The following is a 24,347-nucleotide window of genomic DNA, read 5'->3' as shown; positions in this document are numbered from 1 at the left end:
CACCCGTAGACCGCATCCCCTTCTAACATTCACCGGCAGCCAGATCGTGGTCGCGCTGTTCGGCATGCTGGTGCTGACGTCGATGTGCCTGCACCAGGGTGGCGTTTACCGCTGGGAATCGACCGCCGGCTTGCTGCACAGCCTGACTGTGCTGGCGGCGATCATATTTGTGGTGCTACGCAGCAAACAGGCCGAAGAAGCGCTGTGCCGCGCCCAGGCCCAACTGGCCCACGTCACCCGCGTGACCACCCTGGGCGAACTGGCGGCGTCCATCGCCCACGAAGTCAATCAACCGCTGGCGGCGATCGTCAGCAATGGAGAAGCCTGCCGTAACTGGCTGAGCCGCCCGCAGCCCGATCTGGTCGAAGCACACCAGGCGCTGCAGCGAATCATCGCCAGCGCCCATCGAGCCAGCGAAATCACCCGCCACGTCTGGGCCTTGTCGCGCAAATGCGACCCGCTGCGCCAGGACGAATCGCTCAACGACATTGTCAGCGAGACCTTGAGCCTGGTCCGTTGCGAGCTTGCCCATCACAAGATCAATCCGACAATCGAGCTCGGCGCATTCGGCGGCCAGGTCAGTGCCGATCGCGTGCAACTGCAGCAAGTCATCATCAACCTGATCATCAACGCCTGCCAGGCCATGGACGCGGTCGCCCCTACACAACGGGTTCTGCTGATCCGCACCTGGGTGAAGGATAACGAGGTCGTACTGGAAGTGACCGACCAGGGGCCGGGGATTGCCGCCGAGGACTTGCCGCAGTTGTTCACGCCGTTCTTCACCACCAAGGACAACGGCCTGGGCATGGGGCTTTGCATTTGCCGCTCGATCATCGATTTCCACAATGGCCGGATCTGGGCCACCAGCAAAGCTGGCCATGGCAGTTCGTTTTTGTTTGCCCTGCCGATCCGGGCCGCCATCCAGCCCCTTGGGAACCCGTCATGAACGAACGACACCCGCTCAACCAGATCAATCACACTGAGTCCATGGTGTTCATCGTCGATGACGATGCGCCGCTGCGCGAGTCCCTCGGCAGCCTGCTGCGCTCCATCGGCCTGCGGGTCGAGCTGTTCGGCTCGGTCGCCGACTTCATGAAGTATCCGCGCCCGAACACCGCCAGTTGCCTGGTGCTGGATGTGAGATTGCAAGGCAGCAGTGGCCTGGACTTTCAAAACGAACTGGTCGCCGCCGGCATCAAGGTGCCCATCGTGTTCATCACCGGCTACGGCGACATCGCCATGACGGTGCGGGCGATGAAAGCCGGCGCGGTGGATTTCCTGACCAAGCCGTTTCGTGAGCAGGACCTGATCGACGCGGTGTGCGCCGCCCATGGCCGGGACAGACAGCGTCGCGAGTCCGAGCGCCATGCCGAACAATTGCAGGCGCGCCACCAGACGTTGACCCCGCGGGAACAAACGGTGATGGCGCTGGCAACCTCGGGCTTGATGAACAAGCAGATCGCCGGGGAAATCGGCCTGAGCGAAATCACCGTGAAGATCCACCGCGGCCAGGCCATGCGCAAGATGGGCGCACGTTCCTTTGCCGATCTGGTGCGCATGGCCGAGGCAATCTCGGCCCGGTCCGCGAGCCGATAACCATACCCACGTATACTGTGCACCCTTTGAGGACGGCGTATCTTGCAATAATGGCGCAGTGCCTCTAAGTGCTCTGCGTGACGACGCAGGACATCACTATGCACAACGAGGCAATGATTGCCGTAGTCGATAACGATGAGTCGGTTCGATTGGCCCTGGACAGTTTATTGCGATCCAGTGGATACACAGTGCGAACTTATTCGGGGACGCATGAATATCTCAATTCCGATGGCCCGCTTATTACCTCCTGCCTGATCTGCGATATACAAATGCCGGAAATGGACGGGATCACGATGCATGAAGAACTGGCGGCCAGGGGCATGCATATCCCGGTCATCTTCATCACCGGCAACCCCTCTGCGCAGCGCATGCCGGGCCCTCAAGCCATGAAGCCGATTGCCTTTTTCCCCAAGCCCTTCTCCATCGAAAAGTTGCTCGCCTGTATCGAAAAGGTGCTCAGCTAACACCTTGGTATAGCCTGTTAATACCTGGTCATACCCGGACTGACCCTATGTAGCAGTGCCAGCGTTTAACCCCTCGAATAACATCAGGGCCTGATCAAGCCGCCCTCGATTGTTCTTCAGGAGCTAAACAATGAAACAGCAAATCTTGATTATTGGTGCAGGGTTCGGTGGGGTCTGGAGCGCGTTGAGCGCGGCCCGCCTGCTGGACAAGCACGATCGAAACGACGTCGAGATCACCGTGTTGGCTCCCCAGGCCGAGCTGCGGATTCGTCCGCGTTTCTACGAGCCTGACGTGCACACCATGAAGGCACCTTTGAACGAACTGTTCGACGCCGTGGGGGTGAAATTCGTCAAGGGTTCGGCCGAGGTCATCGACGAACACGGCAAACAGGTCAGCTACACCAACGCCGCGGGCATCCAGGGCACGCTGGGCTACGACCGCCTGGTGCTGGCCGCCGGCAGCAAGCTGATGCGTCCGCCGGTCGATGGCATGCTGGAGCACGCCTTCGATGTCGACGAGATCGAATCCGCCACTCACCTGGAAGCTCACATCAAATCGCTGAAAGACAAGCCGGTCAGTGCCGCCCGTAACACCGTGGTGGTGGCCGGCGGTGGTTTCACCGGTATCGAAACCGCGACCGAAATGCCGGCGCGCCTGCGTGCCGTACTCGGTGAAAACGCCGACATCCGGGTCATCGTGGTTGACCGTGCCCCGCAAGTCGCCGCCGCCCTGGGCGATGGCATTCGCCCCTCGATCGTCGAAGCTTCGCAGCACCTGGGCATCGAGTGGGTGCTCAACGCCACCGTCGCCGCGGTCGATTCCCACGGCGTCACCCTCGCCGATGGCGAGCGCATCGAGTCCAACACGGTGATCTGGACCGTCGGTTTCCGTGCCAACGCGCTGACCGAGCAAGTGCAAGGCACCCGCGATCATCAGGGCCGCCTGCATGTCGATCAGCACCTCAAGGTGCGTGGTCACGCCGATGTGTACGCCAGCGGTGACGTGGCCTATGCCGCCACCGATGACCTGGGCAACTTCGCGGCAATGTCCTGCCAGCACGCCATCGCCCTGGGGCGTTATGCCGGCAACAACGTCGCCGCCGAGCTGCTGGGTGTCGAACCAATGCCCTACAGCCAACCCAAGTACGTCACCTGCCTGGACCTGGGCGCCTGGGGCGCGGTGTTCACCGAGGGCTGGGATCGCCAGGTCAAGCTGATCCGGCACGAAGCCAAGGAGCTCAAGACCCAGATCAACACCCTGTGGATCTATCCGCCGGCGGCTGACCGTGCCGTGGCGCTGGCGGCGGCCGATCCGTTGATCCCGGTGGCTTGAGGACGATCGATGCGGTAGTGACAACCACGGCCGTCACCACCCGCTCGGCATCCATCCGGCCTCGCCGAGTGATGTGAAGTTTCGCCTGTATCCCGGCCAGCCCCCTCCTTGCTGGACCGGGGCCTTTCCCAAGCGCCCGCCACTGGTTTTCTGGCGGGCGTTTTTTCTCCAGCCCTGTTGATACTCTGTTCACGGCCCAGAACTTGACAGTGGCGTGTGCGCAAACCGGGCGTCGATGGCATCATCACCCGCTTCGAAGGTTTCGATGTCGACGGTGAACGGATCATCCAGCTGTTCGACGTACCCTGGCCGAAACCGCCACCGTCCTGATCGACTAAGGAAGCGTCCTGATGCGTATCAAATCATTGCTGGCGTGCGCCGGCGTGCTCCTGAGCCAAATGGCCGTGGCCGACACCCTGCCCGAGCGCTGGGTCAGCGCCGGTGGCGCGTTCAGCGAATGGGTGGTCGCCCTCGGTGGCGAAAGCAAGCTGGTGGGTGTCGACAGCACCAGCCAGCACCCGCGCTCATTGCACAGCCTGCCGAGCATCGGCTACCAGCGGGCGCTGGCGGCCGAAGGCATCCTGGCGTTGAAGCCGGACATCCTGGTGGGCAGCGATGAAATGGGCCCGCCGCCGGTACTGGCGCAACTCAAGGCTGCCGGGGTGCGCATCGAGCTGCTGTCGGCCAGGGCCGACGTGCCCTCTTTGCAACACAACCTGACCGAACTCGGGCAACTGCTTGGCAATCCGGCGCAAGCACAGGCGCTGATGGCCGGTTATCAGCAGCGCCTGGAACAACAGGCGGCGTGGGTCCGGCAGGTGCAACTGCACACCCCCGCTCCTCGGGTGTTGATGCTGCTCAACCATGCCGGCGCCAACCTCCAGGCCGCGGGGAAGGACACCCTGGCCGCCTGGATGATCGATCAGGCCGGCGGGAAAAACCTTACCGAACACAATGGCTACAAGCCGGTGTCCAACGAGGCGATGTTGGCCCTGGACCCACAGGTGATCGTGTTCGCCAGTAGCAAGCTGGAAGGCGATGCCGCGCGGTCAGCGCTGCTCGAGCAGAATCCGATCCTGGCGCAAACCACGGCCGGTCGCGAAGGCCGGGTGCTGGTGATCGACCCGACGCTGCTGGTCGGCGGCCTGGGTCCGCGAGTGCCGGATGCCCTGGGCACGCTGTCGAAGGCGTTTTATCCGTCGGCACCGCTGCAGACTGTCGAGCTTCAGGCAACAGAGAGCAACCGATGACGGCCATCGTTCGACCGCGGCCGATGCTGATTTCCCTGGGCCTGTTATTGCTGCTGGTGTTCTGGCTGTCCCTGGCCCTGGGGCCGGTCAGCCTGCCGCTGGGCGATACGCTGCTGGCCGGGCTGCGGCTGCTTGGATTGCCGGTGGATGGTGGCGACAACCAACAGGCGCAACTGATCCTCGGTCAGATCCGTCTGCCGCGCAGTTTGCTGGGCATCGCGGTCGGCTCGGTGCTCGCGTTGTCCGGCGTGGCCATGCAAGGGTTGTTTCGCAATCCGCTGGCGGACCCGGGGCTGGTCGGGGTGTCTGGCGGCGCGGCACTGGGCGCGGCGGTGGCCATTGTCGGTGGCAGCCTGCTGGGCGGTTTGCCGCCTGCCATCGAGCCGTACCTGTTGTCAGTGTGCGCCTTCGCCGGTGGCCTGATCGTCACGGCGGTGGTCTATCGCTTTGGCCGCAGCGACGGCCAGACCAACGTCGCCACCATGCTCCTGGCAGGCGTGGCGATGACGGCCATGGCCGGGGCCGGGGTTGGCCTGTTCACTTACCTGGCCGATGACGCCACCCTGCGCACCCTGACCTTCTGGAACCTGGGCAGCCTCAACGGCGCCAGCTACCCACGCCTGTGGCCGTTGCTGATCGTGGCGGTGGGCGTGGCGCTGTGGCTGCCGCGGCGCGCGGCGGCGCTCAATGCGATGCTGTTGGGGGAGTCCGAAGCCCGTCACCTGGGTTTCAATGTCGAGCGGATCAAGCTTGAACTGGTGCTGTGCACGGCGCTGGGTGTGGGCGCCGCAGTAGCAGCGGCGGGCCTGATCGGCTTTATCGGCCTGGTGGTGCCGCACCTGATGCGGCTGCTGGTCGGCCCCGATCATCGGGTGTTGCTGCCGGCTTCATTGCTGGCCGGTGCCAGCCTGTTGTTGCTGGCCGATCTGGTCGCCCGCTTGCTGCTGGCACCGGCCGAGTTGCCGATCGGCATCGTCACCGCGCTCATCGGCGCACCCTTCTTCCTTTATCTGCTGGTACGGGGGCGCTCCTGATGCTGCGGGCCAACAACTTGCTGGTGCGGCGCGGCAGTCGCACCGTGCTGGCGGACATCGATATCCAGTTGCATCCGGGCCAAGTCCTCGGCGTGCTGGGCCCCAACGGCGCCGGTAAAAGCACTCTGCTCGCCGCCTTGTGCGATGAGCTGCCGGCCAACCAGGGCACGGTCAGCCTCGACGAACGCCCCCTGGCCGATTGGCCGGGCCAGGAGCGGGCCCGGCGCCTGGCGGTATTGCCCCAGAGTTCGAGCCTGAACTTTGCCTTCTCGGTCAATGAAGTGGTGGGCATGGGTCGCCTGCCCCATGCCAGTGGTCGCGTGCGCGATGCTGAAATCGTCGCAGAGGCGCTAAGTGCCGCCGACGCCCTGCACCTGGCGGGGCGCAGTTACCTGGCCTTGTCCGGTGGCGAACGCCAGCGCGTGCACCTGGCGCGGGTGCTCGCGCAATTGTGGCCGGGGGCCGAGGGGCAGACCCTGTTGCTCGACGAGCCGACCTCGATGCTCGACCCGCTGCACCAGCACACCATCCTGCAAGCGGTGCGTGATTTCGCCGGGCGCGGTGCGGCGGTGCTGGTGATCCTGCACGACCTGAACCTGGCTGCACGTTACTGCGATCAGTTGCTGCTGTTGCAAGAGGGTCGCCCGCATGCCTACGGTCCACCGGATGAAGTCCTGACTGCCCAGGCCGTGGAAGCGGTGTACGGGCTGCAAGTGCTGATTCACCGGCACCCGGAGCGCGGTCATCCGTTGATCATCGCGCGTTGATACCCGCCATCCAAAAGGAAAACCGATGCGCATTGTGCTGTTATGCCTGATCAGCCTGCTGGCTGCCTGCCAGTCCCCTTACGTATCGCCGCCCCCGGCTGCGATTGCCCCGCAGGGTCGCGATCATGCCGATCTGGGCGTGATCCGCGAACTCACCAGCGGTCGCACCCTGACCCCGCAAGAACTGGTCGAACGCCTGGCGGTTGCGCCGCGGGTGTTGGTCGGCGAGCAACACGACAACCCCGATCACCATGCCTTGCAACTGTGGTTGCTGCGCCAGCTGGCGGCGCAACGCCCACAAGGCAGCCTGCTGATGGAAATGCTCAACCCCGACCAACAGGCAAACGTCGATGCGGCCCAGGCCGCCAGCCGCGCCGGCCAACCGCCGGCCGACCCTTACCAGGCGCTGTCCTGGCAGGCCAATTGGGATTGGGGCGTCTACGGCGCACTGGTGACTTACGCCCTGCGCCAACCCTACCCGCTGCTGTCGGCCAACCTGGACCGGGCGCAGATCATGCAGATCTACAAGCAGCGCCCGACGCTGAATGGCGAGGCCTCGACCAGCCAACAGGTGCAAGCGACATTGCTGGACGACATCCGCGAGTCCCATTGCGGCTTGCTGCCCGAAGCGCAAATGCCAGCGATGCTCGCAGTGCAGCAACAGCGTGACCGGCGCATGGCCGAGCGCCTGCTGGCGGCGCCGACGCCAGCGCTGTTGCTGGCCGGGGCGTTCCATGTGCGCAAGGATCTGGGGGTGCCGCTGCACCTCAAGGACCTGGGTGCCGGTGAAGGCAATGCGGTGCTGGCCTTGGCTGAAGTGGGCAAGACCGTGAGCGCCGACAGCGCGGATTATGTGTGGTATACGGCGGCGCAGCCGGAGCAGGATCATTGCGCGAAATTGCGTCGCTAGTTCGTTGACTGATCAAGGATTTTTAGCGGGGCAACTATTGCCTTCGCGAGCAGGCTCGCTCCCACCTTTGGAATGCGTTCCCCCTGTGGGAGCGAGCCTGCTCGCGAAGACGGCATCACAATCAGCCACCCTCCTCAGGGTGCAGGGAAGGTCTGGATATAAGCCAGCAAATCATCGATCTTCTCCTGATCGCTGATCCCCCAGAAAATCATCCGCGTGCCCGACACCACCGCTTTCGGGTCTTCGATGTACGCCGCCAGTTTTTCCCGCGTCCAGACAATGCCCGATGACTTCATCGCATCGGAGTACTGATAGTCCGCGGTGCTCCCGGCAACCCGTCCGACAACACCGTTGAGTTGCGGACCAAAAAACGCCCGCGCCGACTCACCGATCTGATGGCAGCCACCGCACACCCGCTTGAACAGTTTGCCGCCCGCCTCGGCATCGCCCTGCGCGTTCGCTTGCGTGGCGAACAGGCCTGCACCGAGGGTCAGGACGAGGGTCATCATGGCCGCTTTGTTCATTTCCAGCTTCCAGCCTGCAGCAAAAAAAATGGCCGCCATTTGAGCATGACCAAGGCACCAAACCGAAGCTTTTCAGCGCACGAGAGCCAAGCCTGCCGTCCATCCCGCCAACCTACGCCCCGCGTTCGCCCGCCTAGACTAGCTACTCACATCGTGCGCGGCATGCCCACACCAACAGACGGAGGCTCAATCATGAAAATTGTCGTCATCGGCGGTACCGGCTTGATCGGAACACAACTGTGCAAACGCCTGCGCGAAGGTGGCCATGATGTGGTGCCCGCCACGCCGAGTACCGGCGTCAATGCCGTCACCGGGGAAGGATTGCAGGCCGCCCTGCAAGGCGCCGAGGTGGTGGTCGACGTCGCCAACTCCCCCTCGTTCGAAGATGCCGCCGTGCTCGAATTTTTCGAAAAATCCGGGCGCAACCTGGCCGCCGCCGAAAAGGCCGCCGGGGTCAAGCATCACGTTGCACTTTCGGTAGTGGGTACGGAACGGATGCTCGAAAGTGGCTACTTTCGCGCCAAGATGGCCCAGGAGGAATTGATCAAGAACGCCGGTGTGCCCTACTCGATCCTGCGCGCTACGCAGTTTTTCGAATTCATTGGTGCCATTGTCCAATACAGCATGCAAGGCGACAGCGCTCGCTTGACCTCCGCCGCCCTGCAGCCGATTGCCTCGGCCGATGTCGCCGCGGCACTGGCCAAGATTGCCGTGGCGCCGCCCACTGGCAAGACCGAGGAGGTGGCGGGGCCCGACAAGCAACCGTTGGTGGCGTTTGCCAAAACCTATCTGCAACACAACGGGGATACGCGCGAAGTGATCACCGACGATAGCGCCGGATACTACGGCGCGATTATCAATGACCAGTCGCTGACACCCGGCGCCAATCCGCTCCTCGGCAAGACTCACTTCGACCAGTGGCTCAAGAGCACCAGCGCCTAGCAGTCAGCACTAACCCGCCAACTTCATCAGGAGCGTCCCATGCGAACCCACGTTCTCCTCGCCCTGCTTGCACTGTCCACCCTGCCGGCCCGGGTCCTGGCCGCCGACGCGCCGCCCCCGGACGTCAAGGAAGTGTCGGTCACCGCGCTACCCGAGTACCCCGGCAAGGAAGTGTTGATGCTTACCGTCGAATACCCACCGGGCGGTGCCGACCCGGTTCACCGGCATGACGCCCACGGTTTCATCTATGTACTCGAAGGCTCCATCGTCATGGGGGTCAAGGGTGGCAAGGAAGTCACACTGATGCCCGGACAAAGCTTCCACGAAGGCCCCGATGACATCCACACGGTGGGCCGCAATGCCAGCAAGGACAAGCCGGCCAAATTTGTCGTATTCCTGTTGAAGGAACAGGGCAAGCCGCCGGTCATTCCGGTCGATTGAGTTCATGCAAAAAAATCCGGAGCCCTGTGAAGGGGTCCGGATTTTTGTTTCCTGCAATCAGTCGTTGAAATCGGTAGACAGTGCCAACTCGTTCCACTCGGCCAGTTCCTGGGCGACAAAGCGGTTTTTCGCTTCGATGCGCGCGATGGTATCGCTGCCCAGTGCCAGCCGTTGTGGCGGCTTCGGCGCATTGACCAGGGCCAGCATGGCCTCGGCGAACTTCACCGGATCGCCCGGCTGGGCATGGTTGGCGGCTTCGGCATGCTTGCGCATGGCACCCACGGTTTCATCGTAGTCCGACAGTTCCAGCGCGGTCTTCACCAGCGACTGCTCGTCGAGGAAGTCCGTGCGGAAGAAGCCCGGCTCGACCACCGTGGCGTGTATCCCCAGCGGCGCCAGCTCCTGGTGCAGCGCTTCGGTAATGCCTTCTACCGCAAACTTGGTGGAACCGTAGACACCCCAGCCCATGTAGGCCTGGTAGCCACCGATGGAAGAAATGTTGATCACATGCCCGCTACGCTGGCGACGCATGTGCGGCAGCACCGCCCGGGTCACGTTGAGTACGCCGAAGACGTTGGTGGCGAACAGACGCTCGGTCTCGCTGGCGCTGGTTTCCTCTACCGCCCCCAACACGCCGAACCCGGCATTGTTGATCAGTACATCGATGCGGCCGAAACGCTTGATGCCTTCTGCCACGGCCTGGTGCGCTTGCTCCTCGCGGGTCACGTCCAGGCGCACGGCCAGCAGGTTGGGATGGTCGCCGAGCCTGGCGATTATTTCTTCGGGTTTACGCGCCGTGGCAATCACCGCGTCGCCAGCACGCAGAGCACGTTCTGCGATGAGAGTACCAAAACCACGGGAAGCCCCAGTAATGAACCAAGTACGCATTTCAACTCCTCCTGTCAGCGACCCGAGCGTTATTGCCGGGCTTTCTTGATGAGTTGACGTCACTTTAAAACTGACTTACTGATGTGATAATCCCAGCAATATTGCATGACTTTGTGAAAGGCATTCACATATGAAAGCGCCTTCGGCAGCCGACCTCTCGACCTTCCTGTGCGTGGCCACTCACCTGAATTTCAGCCGGGCAGCGGTCGAACTGGGGCTGACGCCTTCTGCGCTGAGCCATGCAGTGCGTACCCTGGAGAACCGGCTCGGGGTCAGGCTGTTCAACCGCACCACCCGTAGCGTCGGCCTGACCGAAGCCGGCGAGCGCCTCTTTGCGCGACTCAAACCGGCCTTTCGCGATATCGACGATGCCCTGGAAGACCTGAACCATTATCGCGACAAACCCTCGGGCAACCTGAGAATCACCGCGGGTCGCCAGGCCGCCGAACTGGTGTTGCTGCCGCTTGCCAGCCGGTTCCTCGAAGCCTATCCGGACGTGAAACTGGAGATCGTGACGGACGATGCGCTGGTCGATGTGGTGGCGCAGGGTTTTGACGCCGGTGTGCGCTTCGGCGTTCGGTTGGAGGCGGACATGGTCTCCCTGCCGATTGGCAGCTCCATGCGCTCGGTGGTCGTGGGCTCAGCGGAATTTTTCCGTAAACATCCCGCTCCGCAAAAACCCGAGGATTTGCATGGCCTGCCGTGCATCCGCCATCGTTTCCCCAGTGGCGCGATGTATCGCTGGGAGTTCGAACGGGGTGGGATCGCCCAGGAAATCGAGATAGACGGCCCGTTGACCCTGGGCGACGTTAGCCTGATGGTCGGCCCGGCGTTGCAAGGGGTGGGCCTGGCGTACATCTTCGAAGACATGGTCAAGGCGCAGATTGCCGACGGCAGCCTGATCCAGGTACTGGGCGACTGGTGCCCCTACTACCCTGGCCTGCATCTGTACTACCCAAGCCGACGGTATGTGCCAGCAACGCTCAAGGCGTTCATCGAGTTTGCCCGTGCCGCTCGGGAGGTCGGTTCACAATAGAGCCTTTGCCTCGCCGCTGACGACGCCTTCGCCGGCAAGCCGGCTCCTACAGGGTTTGCGTCTGCCTCTTTGTAGCTGGCTTGCCAGCAAAGACGGCCTCAAGCCTTGCCTCGCCGCTGACGACGCCTTCGCCGGCAAGCCGGCTCCTACAGGGTTTGCGTCTGCCTCTTTGTAGGAGCTGGCTTGCCAGCGAAGACGGCCTCAAGCCTTGCCTCGCCGCTGACGACGCCTTCGCCGGCAAGCCGGCTCCTACAGGGTTTGCGTCTGCCTCTTTGTAGGAGCTGGCTTGCCAGCGAAGACGGCCTCAAGCCTTGCCTCGACGCTGGCGGCGCCTTCGCCGGCAAGCCTGGCTCCTACAGGGGATAGGTGTACGGCTGCCAATCAGGCCTTGAGATAGTCCAGGGTCTGCGCCGTGGTCCACAGCGCATTGGCGATGTATCGGTAATTGATCAGCGCAGCCAGGTAACCATCGCCTTCAGGCGTGCTCGGCCCGGCGGTGGCGTCGCGGACCACGGCCACTTCAAAGCCCTGCTCCAGCAACTCACGCAAGTGCGACTCGACACACAGGTTCGCCGCCATGCCCGCCAGGATGACCTGCGAAACGCCGTGCTTGCGCAGTTGCAGCGCCAAGTCATTGGTTTCAGGACCATACACCTTGTGCGGCGAAGCGATGATGGTCTTGCCGTCGAGGATGTACGGCTTGAACTCGGGCATGAAGTCGGCACCGGAGTTTTCGAAACCGTCGAGGCTCAGCGGCCCCTTGCGATCGAACATGCAGATGCTGTGCATGACCTTTTCCAGCGGCCCGCCGAAATCCCATTGGTGGTCGCACGGGTAGTAGTAATGCGGGGAAACAGCGACGGTGATGCCCGCGCCCTTGGCAGCGGCAAACAACTGCCCGAGGTGGTTGACCACATCGTGCTCGACGACACTCTTGCCAAATACGCTCCAGCTCACGCCCTCGGGGCTGAGGAAGTCGATCTGCGGGTCGATGACCACCAGTGCAGCGCGGGACAGGTCGAGCTTCATGCCCGGGTCTGGCAGCGCTGGCTCTGTCGGGTCGGCGTACGGCGGGACGGTGCGGCTCGAATCGTTACTCATGGCAAAAGACTCCGGTCGTGGACGAGAAAATCGCGCTGCGCCATGGCGTCCACAAGGGCTGTTGTCTACCATCGGCGGCGAGAACTTCATCCTACGGCCGCGCCCTGCCGCACTTTTGCCAGGACGTACAGCGTCTTTACCCGGGCGTCTCTAACATGGATATCCTTTCCGAATTCTTCGAGCGCACGCACCTGCAGGGCCGGCTGTTCTTTGCAGGCCCTGTGGATGGCACGCTGGTGCTCGACAAGCCGCCGGGCATGGCGTTCATCCATGTGATAAGTCGCGGCGGCATCGACATGGTGCAGCCGGGGCTGCCGAAGATCGCGATCAGCGAACCCAGCGTGCTGTTCTGTCCCAGCAGTTGTCGCTACCAGTTGCGCTCAAGTTCGGTCGAGGGCGCCGAGCTGATTTGCGCTTCGTTCCGGTTCGGACGCAATGCCCTGCAGCCCTTCCCGCTCGGGCTCAAGGAGACGTTGGTATTTCCCTTCCGGACGCTTGCAAACCTGGCACCGCTGATCGGCAACCTGGTCGGCGAATTCCACGGCCAGGCCCCCGGCCGGACCAAGGCGCTGAACCTGCTGCTCGAATACCTTTTCGTGCTGCTGGTGCGGCGTTCGGTCATGGAGGGCAAGATATCCAGCGGCTTGCTGTATGCCCTTCAGGACGGACGCCTCGGGGCGGTGTTCAACCGGATTCACCAGGAGCCCGAAGCGCTCTGGACCGTCGAGAAGCTGGCCCACCTTGCGAACATGTCCCGATCCAGGTTCTCGGCGTGTTTTACCCGGATCATGGACATTTCGCCGATGGGCTACGTCACCGCCTGGCGCATGAAACTGGCCCAGGACCTGTTGCGCGACGGGGTGCAGATCAAGGTGATTGCCGCGACGGTCGGCTACAGCTCCCAAGCCTCGTTTTCCCGAACCTTCCTCAATGTGGTGGGGCTGCCACCGGCCGAATGGCTCAAGCGCGATGGCTGTGAAACAGGCGAAGACGTGCCGCCGCTGACGGTGCGGGTCGTACAATCTGCTGAAAATTTTTAACCCGGAGAGAGAACCGATGATCACGTGCTACCTGAAATACGTTATCGACCCCTACCAGCTCGAGGCCTTCGAGCATTACGGCAAACTGTGGATTCCCCTGGTGGAAAAATTCGGCGGCCAGCATCACGGCTATTTCCTGCCGTCCGAAGGCGCCAACAACATCGCCATGGCGATGTTCACCTTTCCAAGCCTGGCGGCCTACGAAAGTTACCGCCAACAATCGATGAGCGACCCAGAGTGCATTGCCGCCTTCAAACTCGCCGAAGATAAAAAGTTCATCCTCAGCTATGAGCGGAGCTTTTTGCGGCCGGTGTTTGGCGAACGGGATCGCTGATTCAGTCTTGTCGCAGGTCCAGGCAATAGGTGTAGTAACCCGGATCGCGCACATAGCCCAGTGACTCGTACAGGTGCTGGGCACTGAAATTGTCGGTGGCGGTTTCCAGGGTCATGCCCTTGGCGCCCATCAACCGCGCAAAGTCGCGAGCGGTGTTCATCAGCAGTGTGCCAACGCCTTGCCCCCGGGCGGCGGGCGTGGTGAACAGGTCGCCGAGCAGCCAGGTGCGGTGCGCGTCGATGGAGGAAAAGGTCGGGAACATCTGCACGAAACCCAGCGCCTGGCCGTTGGCGTCCTCGGCGAAGAAGATCACCGACTCGTCACGGGCAATGCGTTCGGCGATGAAGTGGCGGGACTGGGGCAGGTTCGACGGCTGGCCGTAGAAGCCGCGATAGGCGTCGAATAACGGGGCGATCGTGTCGATGTGGGAAGCGTCGGCGCGCAGGGCCAGGATAGCCATGAGGGTGCTCCATTGCGGTCTCAAGGATTTACAGCCTAGCAACTACAATGGAAATTTTCCTGAATGCATTGATACCCTTGTGAGAGCGAGCCTGCTCGCGATGGCGGTCGGTCAGTCAGCATCACTATTGAATCTGATGGCCTCATCGCGAGCAGGCTCGCTCCCACATTGGATTGTGTCAAACGCGCACGTTACGCCCTGGCAAGGTCGTGCGCTGGCTGTTTTCCCAGTTCTCCACCAGCCCCACCGGCACATCCGACGCTGGCAACATCTGCATCCCGCGAACCAGGTCCGCAGCCCGCTCGGCGAGCATGATGGTCGGCGCATTGAGGTTGCCGTTCGGTTCGGTCGGGAATACCGAAGAGTCGATCACCCGCAACCCCTTGATGCCGTGCACCCGCAGCTCGGAATCCACCACCGCCATGTCGTCCTCGCCCATGCGGCACGAGCCACAGGGGTGGTAGGTGCTTTCGAGGTTGTCGCGGACAAAGGCATCGAGGTCTTCGTCACTGGTCACCAGCGCGCCGGGGGCGATTTCGCCATCGCGGAAACGATCCATGGCCTTCTGGCCGATGATCTCCCGGGTCAAGCGGATGCAACGGCGGAAGCCTTCGCGGTCCTCTTCGCGCTCCAGGTAGTTGAAGCGAATTTCCGGGTGCTCGTACGGATCGGCCGAACGCACCCGCACATAGCCACGGCTTTTCGGTTTGTTCGGGCCCGTGAGCACCATGAAACCGTGGCCCTTGATTGGCTTGTTGCCGTCGTAACGCATCGCTGCCGGCAGGAAGTGGAACTGAATGTCCGGCCAGCGCAGGCCCTTCTCGGAGCGGATGAAACCACCGGCCTCGAAGTGGTTGGTGGCGCCCAGGCCGTCCTTGAACAGCAGCCAGCGCAAGCCGATCATCAGTTTGCTCAGCGGGTCCATCTTGCTGTTGAGCGTCACTGGTTCCTTGCAGCCGAACTGAATGTACACCTCGGCGTGATCCTGCAGGTTCTCCCCTACCCCCGGCAGGTCGTGGCGCACGTTGATCCCGGCCTTGCGCAGGACTTCGGCCGGGCCAATACCGGAGCGTTGCAGCAGGTGCGGCGAACCGATCGGCCCTGACGAGATGAGGACTTCGCGGTTGCAGTACACCTGGTGGGTCTGGCCACCGTGGTCATACATGACCCCGACCGCACGCTTGCCTTCGAGGATGACCTGCCGCGTCATCGCATGGGTGATCACCGTCAGGTTCGGACGGCCCATGGCCGGACGCAGATAGGCATTGGCGGTGGAGCAGCGCACGCCATTCTTCACGGTCATGTGCATCGCGCCGAAACCTTCCTGCATGTAGCCGTTGCAGTCTTCGGTCTTGATGTAGCCCGCCTCGGCGCCGGCTTCGACCCAGGCCCCGTACAACGGGTTTTTCATGTGGTTGCCGTTGGTGGTGTGCAGCGGTCCGGTCTGCCCGCGATAGCTGTCGCCACCGGACTCGTAGCTTTCGGCACGCTTGAAGTACGGCAGGCAGTTCTTGTAACCCCAGCCCTGGGCACCTAGGGATTCCCATTCGTCGAAATCCAGGGCATGGCCGCGGATATACACCAGGCCATTGATCGACGACGAACCACCCAGCACCTTGCCCCGTGGGCAATGAATGCGCCGGCCGTTGAGGTAGGTTTCCGGCTCGGTTTCGTAGCGCCAGTTGTACTTCTTGGTGTTCATCGGGATCGAGAACGCGCTGGGCATCTGGATGATCACGCTCTTGTCGCTGCCGCCGAACTCCAGGACCAGCACCGAGGTGGCCGGGTCTTCGCTCAGGCGGTTGGCCAATACACAACCTGCCGAGCCTGCGCCAATGATGATGTAGTCGTATTTTTGCGTGGTCATGATTGTCTCCCGACCGTCGATTGAGTGAATACCGGCCGTGGTTGCTGTTTATGGGTCAGCGTGTCGCCAGTGGTGTATTGCGGGGAGGTTTTTTCGATCTGCTGGATAACGGCTTCTTCGCGCGCAAGGTCGATCGAGCGGCTCAGCCAGTAGTACGCCAGCCCCGAGACGATCAGCCCCACCAGCCAGGCGATGTCGATGCTGCCCAGGGCCTTGGCCAGCGGGCCGACATACACTTCGCGTTGTTCGACGCCGTCGTAGATGTAGAAGAACGGAATCATCGAGATAAAGCCGATGGCGTAGGCGAGGATGCCGCGCAGGCCCCAGCTGCCGTAGATGTTGCCGTAGGGCATGAAGAAGTGCGGGATGGCGTAGCGGCCCTTGCGCACGAAGAAGTAGTCCGTGAGGTTGACCGAGGTCCAGGGCACCAGGAAGTACAACATCACCACCAGGTAGATGCCGAGCACCGACAGGCCTTTGCCGGAACTCTGGATGCTCAGTGCCACGCCCAGTTGCAGCAGGATCACGAAGGCGATGGCGAGGATCCGCGCCTTGCGGGTCGGCTCGATGTGCTTGATCGAATCGACACAGGTCAGGGTCGTCAGCTTGGCGCTGTAGATGTTCATCGCGATCACCGGCAGGAAGGCCAGGATGGTCACCACCACGACCGCGGTGCCCATCAGCGGCGACACGGTGTTGCCGACTTGACCCAAGGCCACCAGTACATCAGTGGAATGCAGGTGATCGGCCAGCCAGCCACCGACGGAAATCATCCACGCACCGGACAACGAAGCCCCGAGAAACACCACGGCAATCAGCTTGCCGCTGGAGGTGTTCTTCGGCAGGTAGCGCGAGTAGTCCGATACGTACGGGGCATAGGCGATGTTGTAACTCGCCGCCGCCGCGAACTGCGCGATAAAACCGGTCCAGTTGAAGCCCAGCGGCGCAGGGGCCACTTCGCCTGGCGCCAGCGCCGGCAATACCGCATCCGGCACCCAGCCCATCAACACCGCCAGGGTCACCAGGCCGTACAGCGGCAGCGACAGGTACAACGCCCATTTGAAGCTGCGGTGCATCCAGTCATGGCCGAGGATCGCCAACACTGCCGCCGGGATGGTCACCGCCACCGCGATCACCGCGGGGTTGAAACCGAACAGCGTGTGCAGGCCCTGCATCATCAGCACCAGATTGACGATGTTGAACCCGGCGAACACGAACAGCGTTGCCAAAAGCACCAGGATCACGCCGCGGTACCCGAACTGCGCACGGGACTGGATCATTTGCGGTAGGCCGAGGTGCGGGCCTTGCGAACCGTGAAACGCCATGAACAGCGTGCCGAACATGATGCCCAGGGTGCCGGCGAGAGTGGTCCAGAGCGCGGTCAGGCCGACGCTTGGGCCGACGAAGCCGATGGTCATGGTGAAGAAGGTGAAATTGCCGAGGAACCAGAACGGGCCCTGGCTCGACAGCTTGTCGGTGCGCTCGTTCTCGGGGATGAAGTCAATCGAATGTCCCTCGACGACGGACTTGTCGTCGAGGGAGGAGACACTCGTGGCGGACTTGGCGTTAGTGTTCATGATGGACTCTTATTGTTGGAAGATCATGACGAGATAACCGCGTTCTTTCGGGTGAACGACATCCCTGTGGGGGTACCTGTGGGAGCGAGCCTGCTCGCGAAGGCGATGTGTCAGGCGACATTGATGCTGGATATGCCGGCCTCTTCGCGAGCAGGCTCGCTCCCACAGGGTTTGTGTCGTTCAAAGAGTCAGCCATGACTCACGGCAGCGTGATCCACACCGCCTTGGTTTCGAGCAGGTAATCGAGCTGCTCGGCGCCCAGGTCCTTGCCGAACCCGGACTGCTTGTAGCCGCCGAACGGCATCGACGGGTCGAGGGTGCCGTGGGCGTTGACGTAGACCGAGCCGGCCTTGAGGCGGGGTATCAGGCTGTGCACCTTGCCCAGGTCGTTGGAATACAGGGCTGCCGCCAGGCCAAAGGGCGAGTCATTGGCCAGGGCCAGCGCCTCTTCCTCATCGTCGAAGGGTGCGGTGACCAGCACCGGCCCGAAGATCTCTTCCTGGACGATGCGCATGTCGTTGCGGCAGTTGGCGAAGATGGTCGGCTCGACGAAGAAGCCAGGGCCATCGACCGGTTGGCCGCCGTAGACCAGTTCGGCGCCTTCGGCCTTGCCGGTCTCGATGTACTCGGTCACGCGCTGCTTTTGCAGGGCCGAGACCAGTGGGCCGATGAAGCAGTCCGGGTCCAGGCCCGGGGCCATTTTCAGGGTGCGTGTGTAGGCGATCAGCTCACGCAGGAATTCGTCATGGACGCTGCTATGAATATAAGCCCGCGTGCCGGCATCGCATACCTGCCCGGAGTTGAAAAACACGCCATTGGCGACCGCTTGTGCCGCGGCCGGAATGTCGGCATCGGCAAACACGATGACCGGTGACTTTCCGCCGAGTTCGAGGGTCAGGCGCTTCATGTCGTCCAGCGCCGCGCGGCCAACGGTAAGGCCTACCGGGGTGGAACCGGTGAAGGTCAATTTGTCGATGCCGGGGTGGGTGGTCATGGCCGCGCCGACCACGCTGCCGCGCCCGGTGACGATGTTGATCACGCCGTCGGGAATGCCCGCTTCCTGCACCAGCTCAGCGAAACGCAAGGCCGACAGCGAGGTCAGCTCGGCGGGCTTGACCACCACGGTGCAACCGGTGGCCAGCGCAGCGCCGAGTTTCCAGGCCATGGTTTGCAGCGGGAAGTTCCACGGCACGATGGCGCCGACCACGCCCACCGCTTCCTTGCGGGTATAGGCCAGGTAATTGCCCGGCAGCGACGGCTCGACGGTGCGCCCATGGAGCTTGGTGGCCCAACCGGCGAAATAACGCAGCGTATCGACGGTGCCCTGGATATCGACGTCCTTGGCGAAGGCGACCGACTTGCCCATGTCGATCGATTCGATTTGCGCCAGCTCCGCGGCGTTCTGTTCGATCAAGTCCGCCAGGCGCTGGATCAGGCGTTCGCGCTGCGCCGGTTTGGCCTGGCTCCATTCGCCACCGTCGAACTGCGCACGGGCGGCTTGCACGGCGCGGTCCAGGTCTTCTGTGGTGCCCATGGGAATGCGGGTGATCAGGCCTTCGGTCGAGGGCTCGATAACTTCCGAAGTCTGGCCATCGCTGGCGTCGACCCAGGCGCCGCCGATGAACATCTTCTGCGCTTTGCCGAGGAAGGTCTGGGTGGCTTCGCTGATGCCGAACTTCTGCAGGTAATTCTTGACGATCGTGTCCATTTTTATTCTCTCTGCCCGGCAGTCAGGCACTGCCGGGGCTTTGTGGTTTCGATGTTCAGGCTGGAGAGGTTTCGCTTTCAGCGGCCGCTCGCACCTTGCCGCGCTCGTGGAAGATGAAGCCGATGCTGTTGAGCAGCAGCTGCGCGGCGAGGATCGAGGTCATGCCGGTCGGGTCGTACACCGGTGCCACCTCCACCAGGTCCATGCCGACGATGTTGCCTTTGCTGCGTTTGGCCAGGGCCTGGATGATTTCCAGCACTTCGTAGTAGAGGAAACCGCCGTGGCTCGGAGTACCGGTGCCAGGGGCGATGGACGGGTCGAAGCCGTCGATATCGATGGTGATGTAGTAGTTGATGTTCTGCGGGATCAGCGCCAGTACACCTTCGACGCCGAGGCGACGCACATCACGCACCGAGAGGATCTTCGAACCGGCTTCGTGGGCCGCTTCGTAGTCGTCGCGGTTGGACGACGAGACGTTGCGGATGCCCATCTGGGTCATGCCGACGATGTGGTTCATTTCCGAGGCGCGGCGCAGCGGGTTACCGTGGCCGTAACGCACGCCGTGACGCTCGTCGACGAAGTCCAGGTGCGCATCGAAGTGGATGATGTGGATCGGGCCACGGCCTTCGAAGGCCTTGATCACCGGCGCATGCACCGAGTGATCGCCGCCCAGCACCACCGGCATCACACCGGCATCGAGGATCTTGCGCACGGCGTATTCGGTGTTCTTGTTGCTGGTGGCCATGTCGGTGTGGACGATGTCGGCATCACCGACGTCGACCATGCGCACGTCCGACGCCGTCAGGTACATCACGTCGTCTTCGTGGTCGTAGGCACCGGCGTGGCCGAAGGAAAACAGCGTCGATGCTTCACGAATCCCGCGTGGTCCGAAGCGTGCCCCGGAGCGCCACTGGGTGCCCATGTCATTGGGTACACCAAGCACCGCGACGTCGGCATCCAGCGCGTCCCAATCGGTGCACACCGGGGATTTGCCAAAGGTGCAATGACCCACGAATGGCAGGTTCAGGCGACCGGATTCATAACCGTTGTTCGACATTTCTAGCCTCTCCACTTCTTGTTATCGGCTTGACGGACTGCAAGGCGACCGCCGTTGAAAAGACTATGAGCGCAGGTTTTCGTGGAAAAAATGCTAAACATCAGATACTCATATCGGCATTCCCGATGCATCCCATGCCGGAGGTTCCCGATGATCCAGCTGCACGATGTCGACCTGAAACTGCTCAGGGTATTTGCCACGATTGTCCGCTGCGGCGGCTTCTCGGCCGCCCAGGCCGCGCTGAACGCCGGGCAGTCGACCATCAGCGAACAGATGACCCACCTGGAAACCCGCCTTGGGGTCAAACTCTGCCAGCGCGGGCGCAGCGGCTTTCGCCTGACCGAGCAAGGCGTGGCGATTCACGAAGCCACCCAGCGCCTGCTGTCGGCGGTGGAAAATTTCTGCATGGACGCCGACGTGCTCAAGCAGCACATCAGCGGCAAGCTCAACTTGGGGATCATCGACACCACCATCACCGACCCCGATTCGCCGATCCCGCGCACCACCCAGCGCTTCGTCTCGCGCGGGCATGACGTGCACCTGAACGTGTACGTCGGCACCCCCGCAGAACTCGAGGAACGGGTGCTCGACGGCCGCCTGCACCTGGCCATCGGGCACTTTCCGATCCATGTGCCGGGCCTGCTGCAAGCGCCGCTGTACCAGGAAGCGCTGGGCCTGTATTGCGGGCGCCGGCATCCGCTGTACGGGAGCAAGGCCGAAGGTGCCGAGCTGCTAGAGGAAATCGCCGCGGGGCGCATCGTCGTGCGCGGCTACATGCAGCAGTACGACCTGGAACACTTGGGCGTGAACAAGGCGGCGGCCACCGTGGACAACATCGAGGCCTCGGCGATCCTGATCATCTCCGGCGCCTACATGGGCTTTTTGCCCGAGCACTTCGCCGCCCAGTGGCTCAAGTCAGGCGAGATGCATCAACTGGGCCCGGCGAGCCTGCGGCTGAAGTCGCCGTTCGACGTGATCACCCGACGCGGCGTGGCACCTCCGCCGATCCTCCAGGCGTTCCTCGAGGACCTGGCCGCCAGCGCGCGCAAAACGGCCAGCGGATGAGCTGACGCTCGCCAAATTCGAATTCGCCCCGGCATACTGATTTCTGTTCGCCAATCTTGCAGGCCCGTCATGCGCATCCACGTCACCTTCATCGACCGCGTCGGCATCACCCAGGAAGTACTCGCCCTGCTCGGCGGGCGCAGCTTCAATCTGGACGCCGTGGAGATGGTGCCGCCGAACGTCTACATCGACGCCCCGACCCTCGGCAGCGACGTGCTGGAAGAGTTGCGCGAGGCCCTGTTCGGCGTGCGCGGCGTGCAGGCGGTGACCATGGTCGACATCCTTCCCGGCCAACGTCGGCGCCTGCAACTGGATGCCTTGCTCGCCGCCAGTTCCGACCCGGTGTTGGCAGTCGATGATCGTGGGCACGTGCTGCTGGCCAACCCGGCATTGATCGCCCTGTGCGGTCGCGAGCCGGCCGGTGAATCGTTGGGCACGCTGTTCGACGACGCCGACTTGCAACGCACCTTGATCGCCCACCATTTTCGCCTGCCCATGCATGAGGTCAGCCTCGGCGGCCACACCTTGCTGCTCGATGCCATGCCGATCACCGACGCTGGCGCCCTGCTCACCCTCTATCAACCGAACCGCATCGGCGAACGCCTGTCGGCGCTGCACCATGACCACGCTGAAGGTTTCGATGCGCTACTCGGCGAGTCGCCGCCGATCCGCTCGCTCAAGGCCCGTGCACAACGGGTGGCGGCCCTCGATGCACCGCTGTTGATCCAGGGTGAAACCGGCACCGGCAAGGAGCTGGTGGCCCGGGCGTGTCATGCAATCAGCGGTCGCCGTGACAAGCCGTTCCTGGCCCTGAACTGCGCGGCGTTGCCGGAGAGCCTGGCCGAAAGCGAGCTGTTCGGCTACGCCCCCGGCGCGTTCACCGGGGCGCAACGGGGCGGCAAGCTCGGGCTGCTGGAACTGGCTGACCAGGGCACGGTGTTTCTCGACGAAGTCGGCGAGATGTCGCCGTACCTGCAAGCCAAGTTGCTGCGCTTCTTGAGTGATGGCTGCTTCCGTCGGGTCGGTGGCGATCGCGAGGTCAAGGTCAATGTGCGGATCCTCAGCGCGACCCACCGCGACCTGGAAAAAATGGTCGGCGAAGGGCACTTTCGCGAAGACCTGTTCTACCGCCTCAATGTCCTCAACCTGCAAGTACCGCCGCTGCGCGAACGTGGCCACGACATCCTGTTGATGGCCCAGCACTTCATGCAGCAGGCCTGCGCGCAGATCCAGCGCCCGGTCTGCCGCCTGGCGCCCAGCACCTTCCCCGCCCTGCTCGGCAACCGCTGGCCGGGCAACGTACGGCAACTGCAAAACGTGATCTTTCGCGCCGCGGCGATCTGCGAAAACCCGCTGGTGGACATCGACGACCTCGACATCGCCAGGACCGCTGTGGAGCGCCGAAACGATGGCGAGGTGGGCAGCCTTGAGGAGGCTGTCGAAGGGTTTGAAAAGAATTTGCTGGAGCAGCTTTATCGCAGCTATCCGTCCAGCCGCTTGCTCGCGGCGCGGTTGCAAACGTCCCATAGTGCGATAGCCATTCGGTTGCGCAAATACGGGATTCCCAACAAGTCCTGACTCACCTCGCCCCCTGTAGGAGTGAGCCTGCTCGCGATAGCGTACTGTCAGTCAACATCATTGTTTTCTATGCACCCCAATCGCGAGCAGGCTCACTCCTACAGGGAATGGGGTGTGCCTGTTGTATTGTGTGTAAATCGATACAGCGTATCGAAATCAAGACAAAACCCTTTCAACCTGTCTACACCGGGCTTCGGCCCCTTCCCTTCCCGTGCCTGTCTTGATTTCAATACGGCAACCGCGCATCAACTTGCCCAATAAATCACTAAGCCATTGATTTAAAACAACTAATCAACCTTGGCACCGCCCTTGCTATCTCTCCTCCAGCCAAGCTCGCTACCCACACCCGAGCCTGCCCATCGCCTCCGCCACCTGCAGCGGATGAGTCTGAACAATGAGGAGTTGATATGAGCGAATTGCGTTTTACCGTCGAACACGAATGGCTGCGTACAGAAGCTGATGGCACGGTCACCGTTGGCATCACGGCGTTTGCCCAACAGGCATTGGGGGATGTGGTGTTCGTTCAGGTGCCTGAATTGGGCAGCTTCGACGCCGGTACCGAAGTGTCGGTCGTGGAGTCGGTGAAAGCCGCCAGCAGCATCGGCATGCCGCTGGACGGTGAGGTGCTGCACGTGAACTCGGAACTGGACAGCAACCCGGAACTGGTCAACGAAGATCCGCTGGGCGAAGGCTGGTTCTTCCGTTTCCAGCCCGCTGACGCTGCCGCGGTCGGCCAACTGCTGGATCAGGCCGCCTACGACCGCCTGATCCAAGACCAGACCGACGCCTGAGGACTGCCCATGACCGCCCTCCTCGACACCCGTAACGAATTCATCGCCCGTCACATCGGCCCCCGCGCCGGTGACGAGCAGGCCATGCTCAACACCCTCGGCTTCGACTCCCTCGAAGCCCTGAGCGCCAGCGTCATTCCCGACAGCATCAAGGGCACCAGCGTGCTTGGCCTCGAAGACGGCCTGAGCGAAGCCGACGCCCTGGCGATGATCAAAGGCATCGCCGGTAAGAACCAGCTGTTCAAGACTTTCATCGGCCAGGGCTACTACGGCACCCACACGCCGTCGCCGATCCTGCGCAACCTCCTGGAAAACCCGGCCTGGTACACCGCCTACACCCCGTACCAGCCGGAAATTTCCCAGGGTCGCCTCGAAGCACTGCTGAACTTCCAGACCCTGATCAGCGACCTCACCGGACTGCCGATCGCTAACGCTTCCCTGCTCGACGAAGCCACCGCCGCCGCCGAAGCCATGACCTTCTGCAAGCGCCTGAGCAAGAACAAGGGCAGCCACCAGTTCTTCGCCTCCGTGCATTGCCACCCGCAGACCCTCGACGTGCTGCGCACCCGTGCCGAGCCATTGGG

At 62.6% G+C, this 24,347-nt stretch carries 24 protein-coding genes and 2 pseudogenes; 18 read left to right on the top strand and 8 right to left on the bottom strand.

Going from position 1 to position 24,347, the window contains the following annotated elements; translation table 11 throughout:
* The first annotated feature begins 46 nt into the window (after positions 1 to 46).
* The 9 genes and pseudogenes from HFK74_RS22660 (at position 47) to HFK74_RS22625 (ending at position 7,354) form a co-directional block, all read left to right on the top strand.
* Entirely contained in the window at positions 47 to 946 is a 900-nt protein-coding gene (locus tag HFK74_RS22660) for a sensor histidine kinase (RefSeq protein ID WP_368738173.1), read from the top strand.
* On the top strand, positions 943 to 1,596 hold the full coding sequence (locus HFK74_RS22655; protein ID WP_180205422.1) for a response regulator transcription factor: 654 nt from the start codon (positions 943 to 945) through the stop codon (positions 1,594 to 1,596). Before HFK74_RS22660 ends, HFK74_RS22655 begins: the two co-directional genes overlap by 4 nt.
* Before the next feature lie 98 nt (positions 1,597 to 1,694).
* The gene (locus tag HFK74_RS22650) at positions 1,695 to 2,060 is read left to right on the top strand and encodes a response regulator transcription factor (protein ID WP_180205421.1); all 366 of its coding nucleotides are present in this window, start codon (positions 1,695 to 1,697) and stop codon (positions 2,058 to 2,060) included.
* Between the two features lie 130 nt (positions 2,061 to 2,190).
* Complete coding sequence (locus HFK74_RS22645; RefSeq protein WP_180205420.1) at positions 2,191 to 3,393, top strand: NAD(P)/FAD-dependent oxidoreductase; 1,203 nt, start codon at positions 2,191 to 2,193, stop codon at positions 3,391 to 3,393.
* Between the two features lie 210 nt (positions 3,394 to 3,603).
* Positions 3,604 to 3,690: pseudogene (locus HFK74_RS33440) on the top strand (hypothetical protein); the annotation flags it as partial.
* 53 nt (positions 3,691 to 3,743) lie between these two features.
* Positions 3,744 to 4,643: a hemin ABC transporter substrate-binding protein gene (locus HFK74_RS22640; protein ID WP_180205419.1), complete on the top strand. Its 900-nt coding sequence runs from the start codon at positions 3,744 to 3,746 to the stop codon at positions 4,641 to 4,643.
* 50 nt (positions 4,644 to 4,693) lie between these two features.
* Entirely contained in the window at positions 4,694 to 5,677 is a 984-nt protein-coding gene (locus HFK74_RS22635) for an iron ABC transporter permease (RefSeq protein ID WP_180205430.1), read from the top strand.
* Complete coding sequence (locus tag HFK74_RS22630; RefSeq protein WP_180205418.1) at positions 5,677 to 6,444, top strand: heme ABC transporter ATP-binding protein; 768 nt, start codon at positions 5,677 to 5,679, stop codon at positions 6,442 to 6,444. The genes HFK74_RS22635 and HFK74_RS22630 overlap by 1 nt, the downstream gene beginning before the upstream one ends.
* A 25-nt stretch (positions 6,445 to 6,469) precedes the next feature.
* Complete coding sequence (locus HFK74_RS22625; protein ID WP_180205417.1) at positions 6,470 to 7,354, top strand: ChaN family lipoprotein; 885 nt, start codon at positions 6,470 to 6,472, stop codon at positions 7,352 to 7,354.
* Positions 7,355 to 7,488: 134 nt separating this feature from the next.
* On the opposite strand, the gene HFK74_RS22620 is transcribed toward HFK74_RS22625, so the two are convergent.
* Entirely contained in the window at positions 7,489 to 7,878 is a 390-nt protein-coding gene (locus HFK74_RS22620) for a cytochrome c family protein (RefSeq protein ID WP_180205416.1), read from the bottom strand.
* A gap of 192 nt (positions 7,879 to 8,070) precedes the next feature.
* Between HFK74_RS22620 and HFK74_RS22615 the strand changes: the two genes are divergently transcribed.
* Both HFK74_RS22615 and HFK74_RS22610 read left to right on the top strand, forming a co-directional pair.
* Complete coding sequence (locus HFK74_RS22615; RefSeq protein WP_180205415.1) at positions 8,071 to 8,820, top strand: SDR family oxidoreductase; 750 nt, start codon at positions 8,071 to 8,073, stop codon at positions 8,818 to 8,820.
* 39 nt (positions 8,821 to 8,859) lie between these two features.
* Positions 8,860 to 9,261: a cupin domain-containing protein gene (locus tag HFK74_RS22610; RefSeq protein ID WP_180205414.1), complete on the top strand. Its 402-nt coding sequence runs from the start codon at positions 8,860 to 8,862 to the stop codon at positions 9,259 to 9,261.
* 57 nt (positions 9,262 to 9,318) lie between these two features.
* Here HFK74_RS22610 and HFK74_RS22605 read toward each other — a convergent pair whose 3' ends face one another.
* Positions 9,319 to 10,149, bottom strand: a complete 831-nt coding sequence (locus HFK74_RS22605; RefSeq protein WP_180205413.1) for an oxidoreductase — start codon at positions 10,147 to 10,149, stop codon at positions 9,319 to 9,321.
* Positions 10,150 to 10,279: 130 nt separating this feature from the next.
* On the opposite strand from HFK74_RS22605, the gene HFK74_RS22600 reads away from it, so the two are divergent.
* Positions 10,280 to 11,185: a LysR family transcriptional regulator gene (locus tag HFK74_RS22600; RefSeq protein WP_180205412.1), complete on the top strand. Its 906-nt coding sequence runs from the start codon at positions 10,280 to 10,282 to the stop codon at positions 11,183 to 11,185.
* A gap of 381 nt (positions 11,186 to 11,566) precedes the next feature.
* On the opposite strand, the gene HFK74_RS22595 is transcribed toward HFK74_RS22600, so the two are convergent.
* Positions 11,567 to 12,286 (bottom strand): cysteine hydrolase family protein, encoded by a 720-nt coding sequence (locus HFK74_RS22595; protein ID WP_180205411.1) that lies wholly within the window; start codon positions 12,284 to 12,286, stop codon positions 11,567 to 11,569.
* 155 nt (positions 12,287 to 12,441) lie between these two features.
* Between HFK74_RS22595 and HFK74_RS22590 the strand changes: the two genes are divergently transcribed.
* Together HFK74_RS22590 and HFK74_RS22585 are read left to right on the top strand one after the other, a co-directional pair.
* Positions 12,442 to 13,326, top strand: coding sequence for an AraC family transcriptional regulator (locus tag HFK74_RS22590; protein ID WP_180205429.1), 885 nt, complete (start codon positions 12,442 to 12,444; stop codon positions 13,324 to 13,326).
* Positions 13,327 to 13,342: 16 nt separating this feature from the next.
* The gene (locus tag HFK74_RS22585) at positions 13,343 to 13,660 is read left to right on the top strand and encodes an NIPSNAP family protein (RefSeq protein WP_180205410.1); all 318 of its coding nucleotides are present in this window, start codon (positions 13,343 to 13,345) and stop codon (positions 13,658 to 13,660) included.
* Between the two features lies 1 nt (position 13,661).
* Here HFK74_RS22585 and HFK74_RS22580 read toward each other — a convergent pair whose 3' ends face one another.
* The 5 genes from HFK74_RS22580 to speB form a co-directional block, all read right to left on the bottom strand.
* Entirely contained in the window at positions 13,662 to 14,120 is a 459-nt protein-coding gene (locus HFK74_RS22580; protein WP_180205409.1) for an N-acetyltransferase, read from the bottom strand.
* 178 nt (positions 14,121 to 14,298) lie between these two features.
* Entirely contained in the window at positions 14,299 to 15,987 is a 1,689-nt protein-coding gene (gene betA / locus HFK74_RS22575; RefSeq protein WP_180205408.1) for a choline dehydrogenase, read from the bottom strand.
* Complete coding sequence (locus HFK74_RS22570; protein WP_180205407.1) at positions 15,984 to 17,564, bottom strand: cytosine permease; 1,581 nt, start codon at positions 17,562 to 17,564, stop codon at positions 15,984 to 15,986. The genes betA and HFK74_RS22570 overlap by 4 nt, the downstream gene beginning before the upstream one ends.
* Positions 17,565 to 17,763: 199 nt before the next feature.
* Entirely contained in the window at positions 17,764 to 19,272 is a 1,509-nt protein-coding gene (locus HFK74_RS22565) for an aldehyde dehydrogenase (protein WP_180205406.1), read from the bottom strand.
* 55 nt (positions 19,273 to 19,327) lie between these two features.
* On the bottom strand, positions 19,328 to 20,329 hold the full coding sequence (gene speB / locus HFK74_RS22560; RefSeq protein WP_008055762.1) for an agmatinase: 1,002 nt from the start codon (positions 20,327 to 20,329) through the stop codon (positions 19,328 to 19,330).
* Between the two features lie 150 nt (positions 20,330 to 20,479).
* Between speB and HFK74_RS22555 the strand changes: the two genes are divergently transcribed.
* The 4 genes and pseudogenes from HFK74_RS22555 to HFK74_RS22540 all read left to right on the top strand — a co-directional run.
* A complete protein-coding gene (locus HFK74_RS22555) occupies positions 20,480 to 21,394 on the top strand; it encodes a LysR family transcriptional regulator (RefSeq protein WP_008055764.1) in 915 nt (304 codons plus the stop codon).
* Positions 21,395 to 21,463: 69 nt separating this feature from the next.
* Positions 21,464 to 22,972 (top strand): sigma-54-dependent transcriptional regulator, encoded by a 1,509-nt coding sequence (locus HFK74_RS22550; RefSeq protein ID WP_180205405.1) that lies wholly within the window; start codon positions 21,464 to 21,466, stop codon positions 22,970 to 22,972.
* Positions 22,973 to 23,379: 407 nt separating this feature from the next.
* The gene (gene gcvH, locus HFK74_RS22545) at positions 23,380 to 23,763 is read left to right on the top strand and encodes a glycine cleavage system protein GcvH (RefSeq protein WP_008055767.1); all 384 of its coding nucleotides are present in this window, start codon (positions 23,380 to 23,382) and stop codon (positions 23,761 to 23,763) included.
* A gap of 9 nt (positions 23,764 to 23,772) precedes the next feature.
* Positions 23,773 to 24,347: pseudogene (locus tag HFK74_RS22540) on the top strand (glycine dehydrogenase (aminomethyl-transferring)); the annotation flags it as partial.

Origin of the sequence: Pseudomonas sp. SbOxS1 (assembly GCF_013416725.1) — a bacterium.
GTDB lineage: Bacteria > Pseudomonadota > Gammaproteobacteria > Pseudomonadales > Pseudomonadaceae > Aquipseudomonas.
The sequence above is the reverse complement of the archived record's forward strand: the minus strand, read 5'-3'. Positions and strand labels throughout refer to the sequence as shown.

Coding starts and splice junctions, on each gene's coding strand:
- HFK74_RS22655 (WP_180205422.1), top strand. CDS start 943: ATGAACGAACGACACCCGCTCAACCAGATCAATCACACTGAGTCCATG.
- HFK74_RS22650 (WP_180205421.1), top strand. CDS start 1,695: ATGCACAACGAGGCAATGATTGCCGTAGTCGATAACGATGAGTCGGTT.
- HFK74_RS22645 (WP_180205420.1), top strand. CDS start 2,191: ATGAAACAGCAAATCTTGATTATTGGTGCAGGGTTCGGTGGGGTCTGG.
- HFK74_RS22640 (WP_180205419.1), top strand. CDS start 3,744: ATGCGTATCAAATCATTGCTGGCGTGCGCCGGCGTGCTCCTGAGCCAA.
- HFK74_RS22630 (WP_180205418.1), top strand. CDS start 5,677: ATGCTGCGGGCCAACAACTTGCTGGTGCGGCGCGGCAGTCGCACCGTG.
- HFK74_RS22625 (WP_180205417.1), top strand. CDS start 6,470: ATGCGCATTGTGCTGTTATGCCTGATCAGCCTGCTGGCTGCCTGCCAG.
- HFK74_RS22620 (WP_180205416.1), bottom strand. CDS start 7,878: ATGAACAAAGCGGCCATGATGACCCTCGTCCTGACCCTCGGTGCAGGC.
- HFK74_RS22615 (WP_180205415.1), top strand. CDS start 8,071: ATGAAAATTGTCGTCATCGGCGGTACCGGCTTGATCGGAACACAACTG.
- HFK74_RS22610 (WP_180205414.1), top strand. CDS start 8,860: ATGCGAACCCACGTTCTCCTCGCCCTGCTTGCACTGTCCACCCTGCCG.
- HFK74_RS22605 (WP_180205413.1), bottom strand. CDS start 10,149: ATGCGTACTTGGTTCATTACTGGGGCTTCCCGTGGTTTTGGTACTCTC.
- HFK74_RS22600 (WP_180205412.1), top strand. CDS start 10,280: ATGAAAGCGCCTTCGGCAGCCGACCTCTCGACCTTCCTGTGCGTGGCC.
- HFK74_RS22595 (WP_180205411.1), bottom strand. CDS start 12,286: ATGAGTAACGATTCGAGCCGCACCGTCCCGCCGTACGCCGACCCGACA.
- HFK74_RS22590 (WP_180205429.1), top strand. CDS start 12,442: ATGGATATCCTTTCCGAATTCTTCGAGCGCACGCACCTGCAGGGCCGG.
- HFK74_RS22585 (WP_180205410.1), top strand. CDS start 13,343: ATGATCACGTGCTACCTGAAATACGTTATCGACCCCTACCAGCTCGAG.
- HFK74_RS22580 (WP_180205409.1), bottom strand. CDS start 14,120: ATGGCTATCCTGGCCCTGCGCGCCGACGCTTCCCACATCGACACGATC.
- betA (WP_180205408.1), bottom strand. CDS start 15,987: ATGACCACGCAAAAATACGACTACATCATCATTGGCGCAGGCTCGGCA.
- HFK74_RS22570 (WP_180205407.1), bottom strand. CDS start 17,564: ATGAACACTAACGCCAAGTCCGCCACGAGTGTCTCCTCCCTCGACGAC.
- HFK74_RS22565 (WP_180205406.1), bottom strand. CDS start 19,272: ATGGACACGATCGTCAAGAATTACCTGCAGAAGTTCGGCATCAGCGAA.
- speB (WP_008055762.1), bottom strand. CDS start 20,329: ATGTCGAACAACGGTTATGAATCCGGTCGCCTGAACCTGCCATTCGTG.
- HFK74_RS22555 (WP_008055764.1), top strand. CDS start 20,480: ATGATCCAGCTGCACGATGTCGACCTGAAACTGCTCAGGGTATTTGCC.
- HFK74_RS22550 (WP_180205405.1), top strand. CDS start 21,464: ATGCGCATCCACGTCACCTTCATCGACCGCGTCGGCATCACCCAGGAA.
- gcvH (WP_008055767.1), top strand. CDS start 23,380: ATGAGCGAATTGCGTTTTACCGTCGAACACGAATGGCTGCGTACAGAA.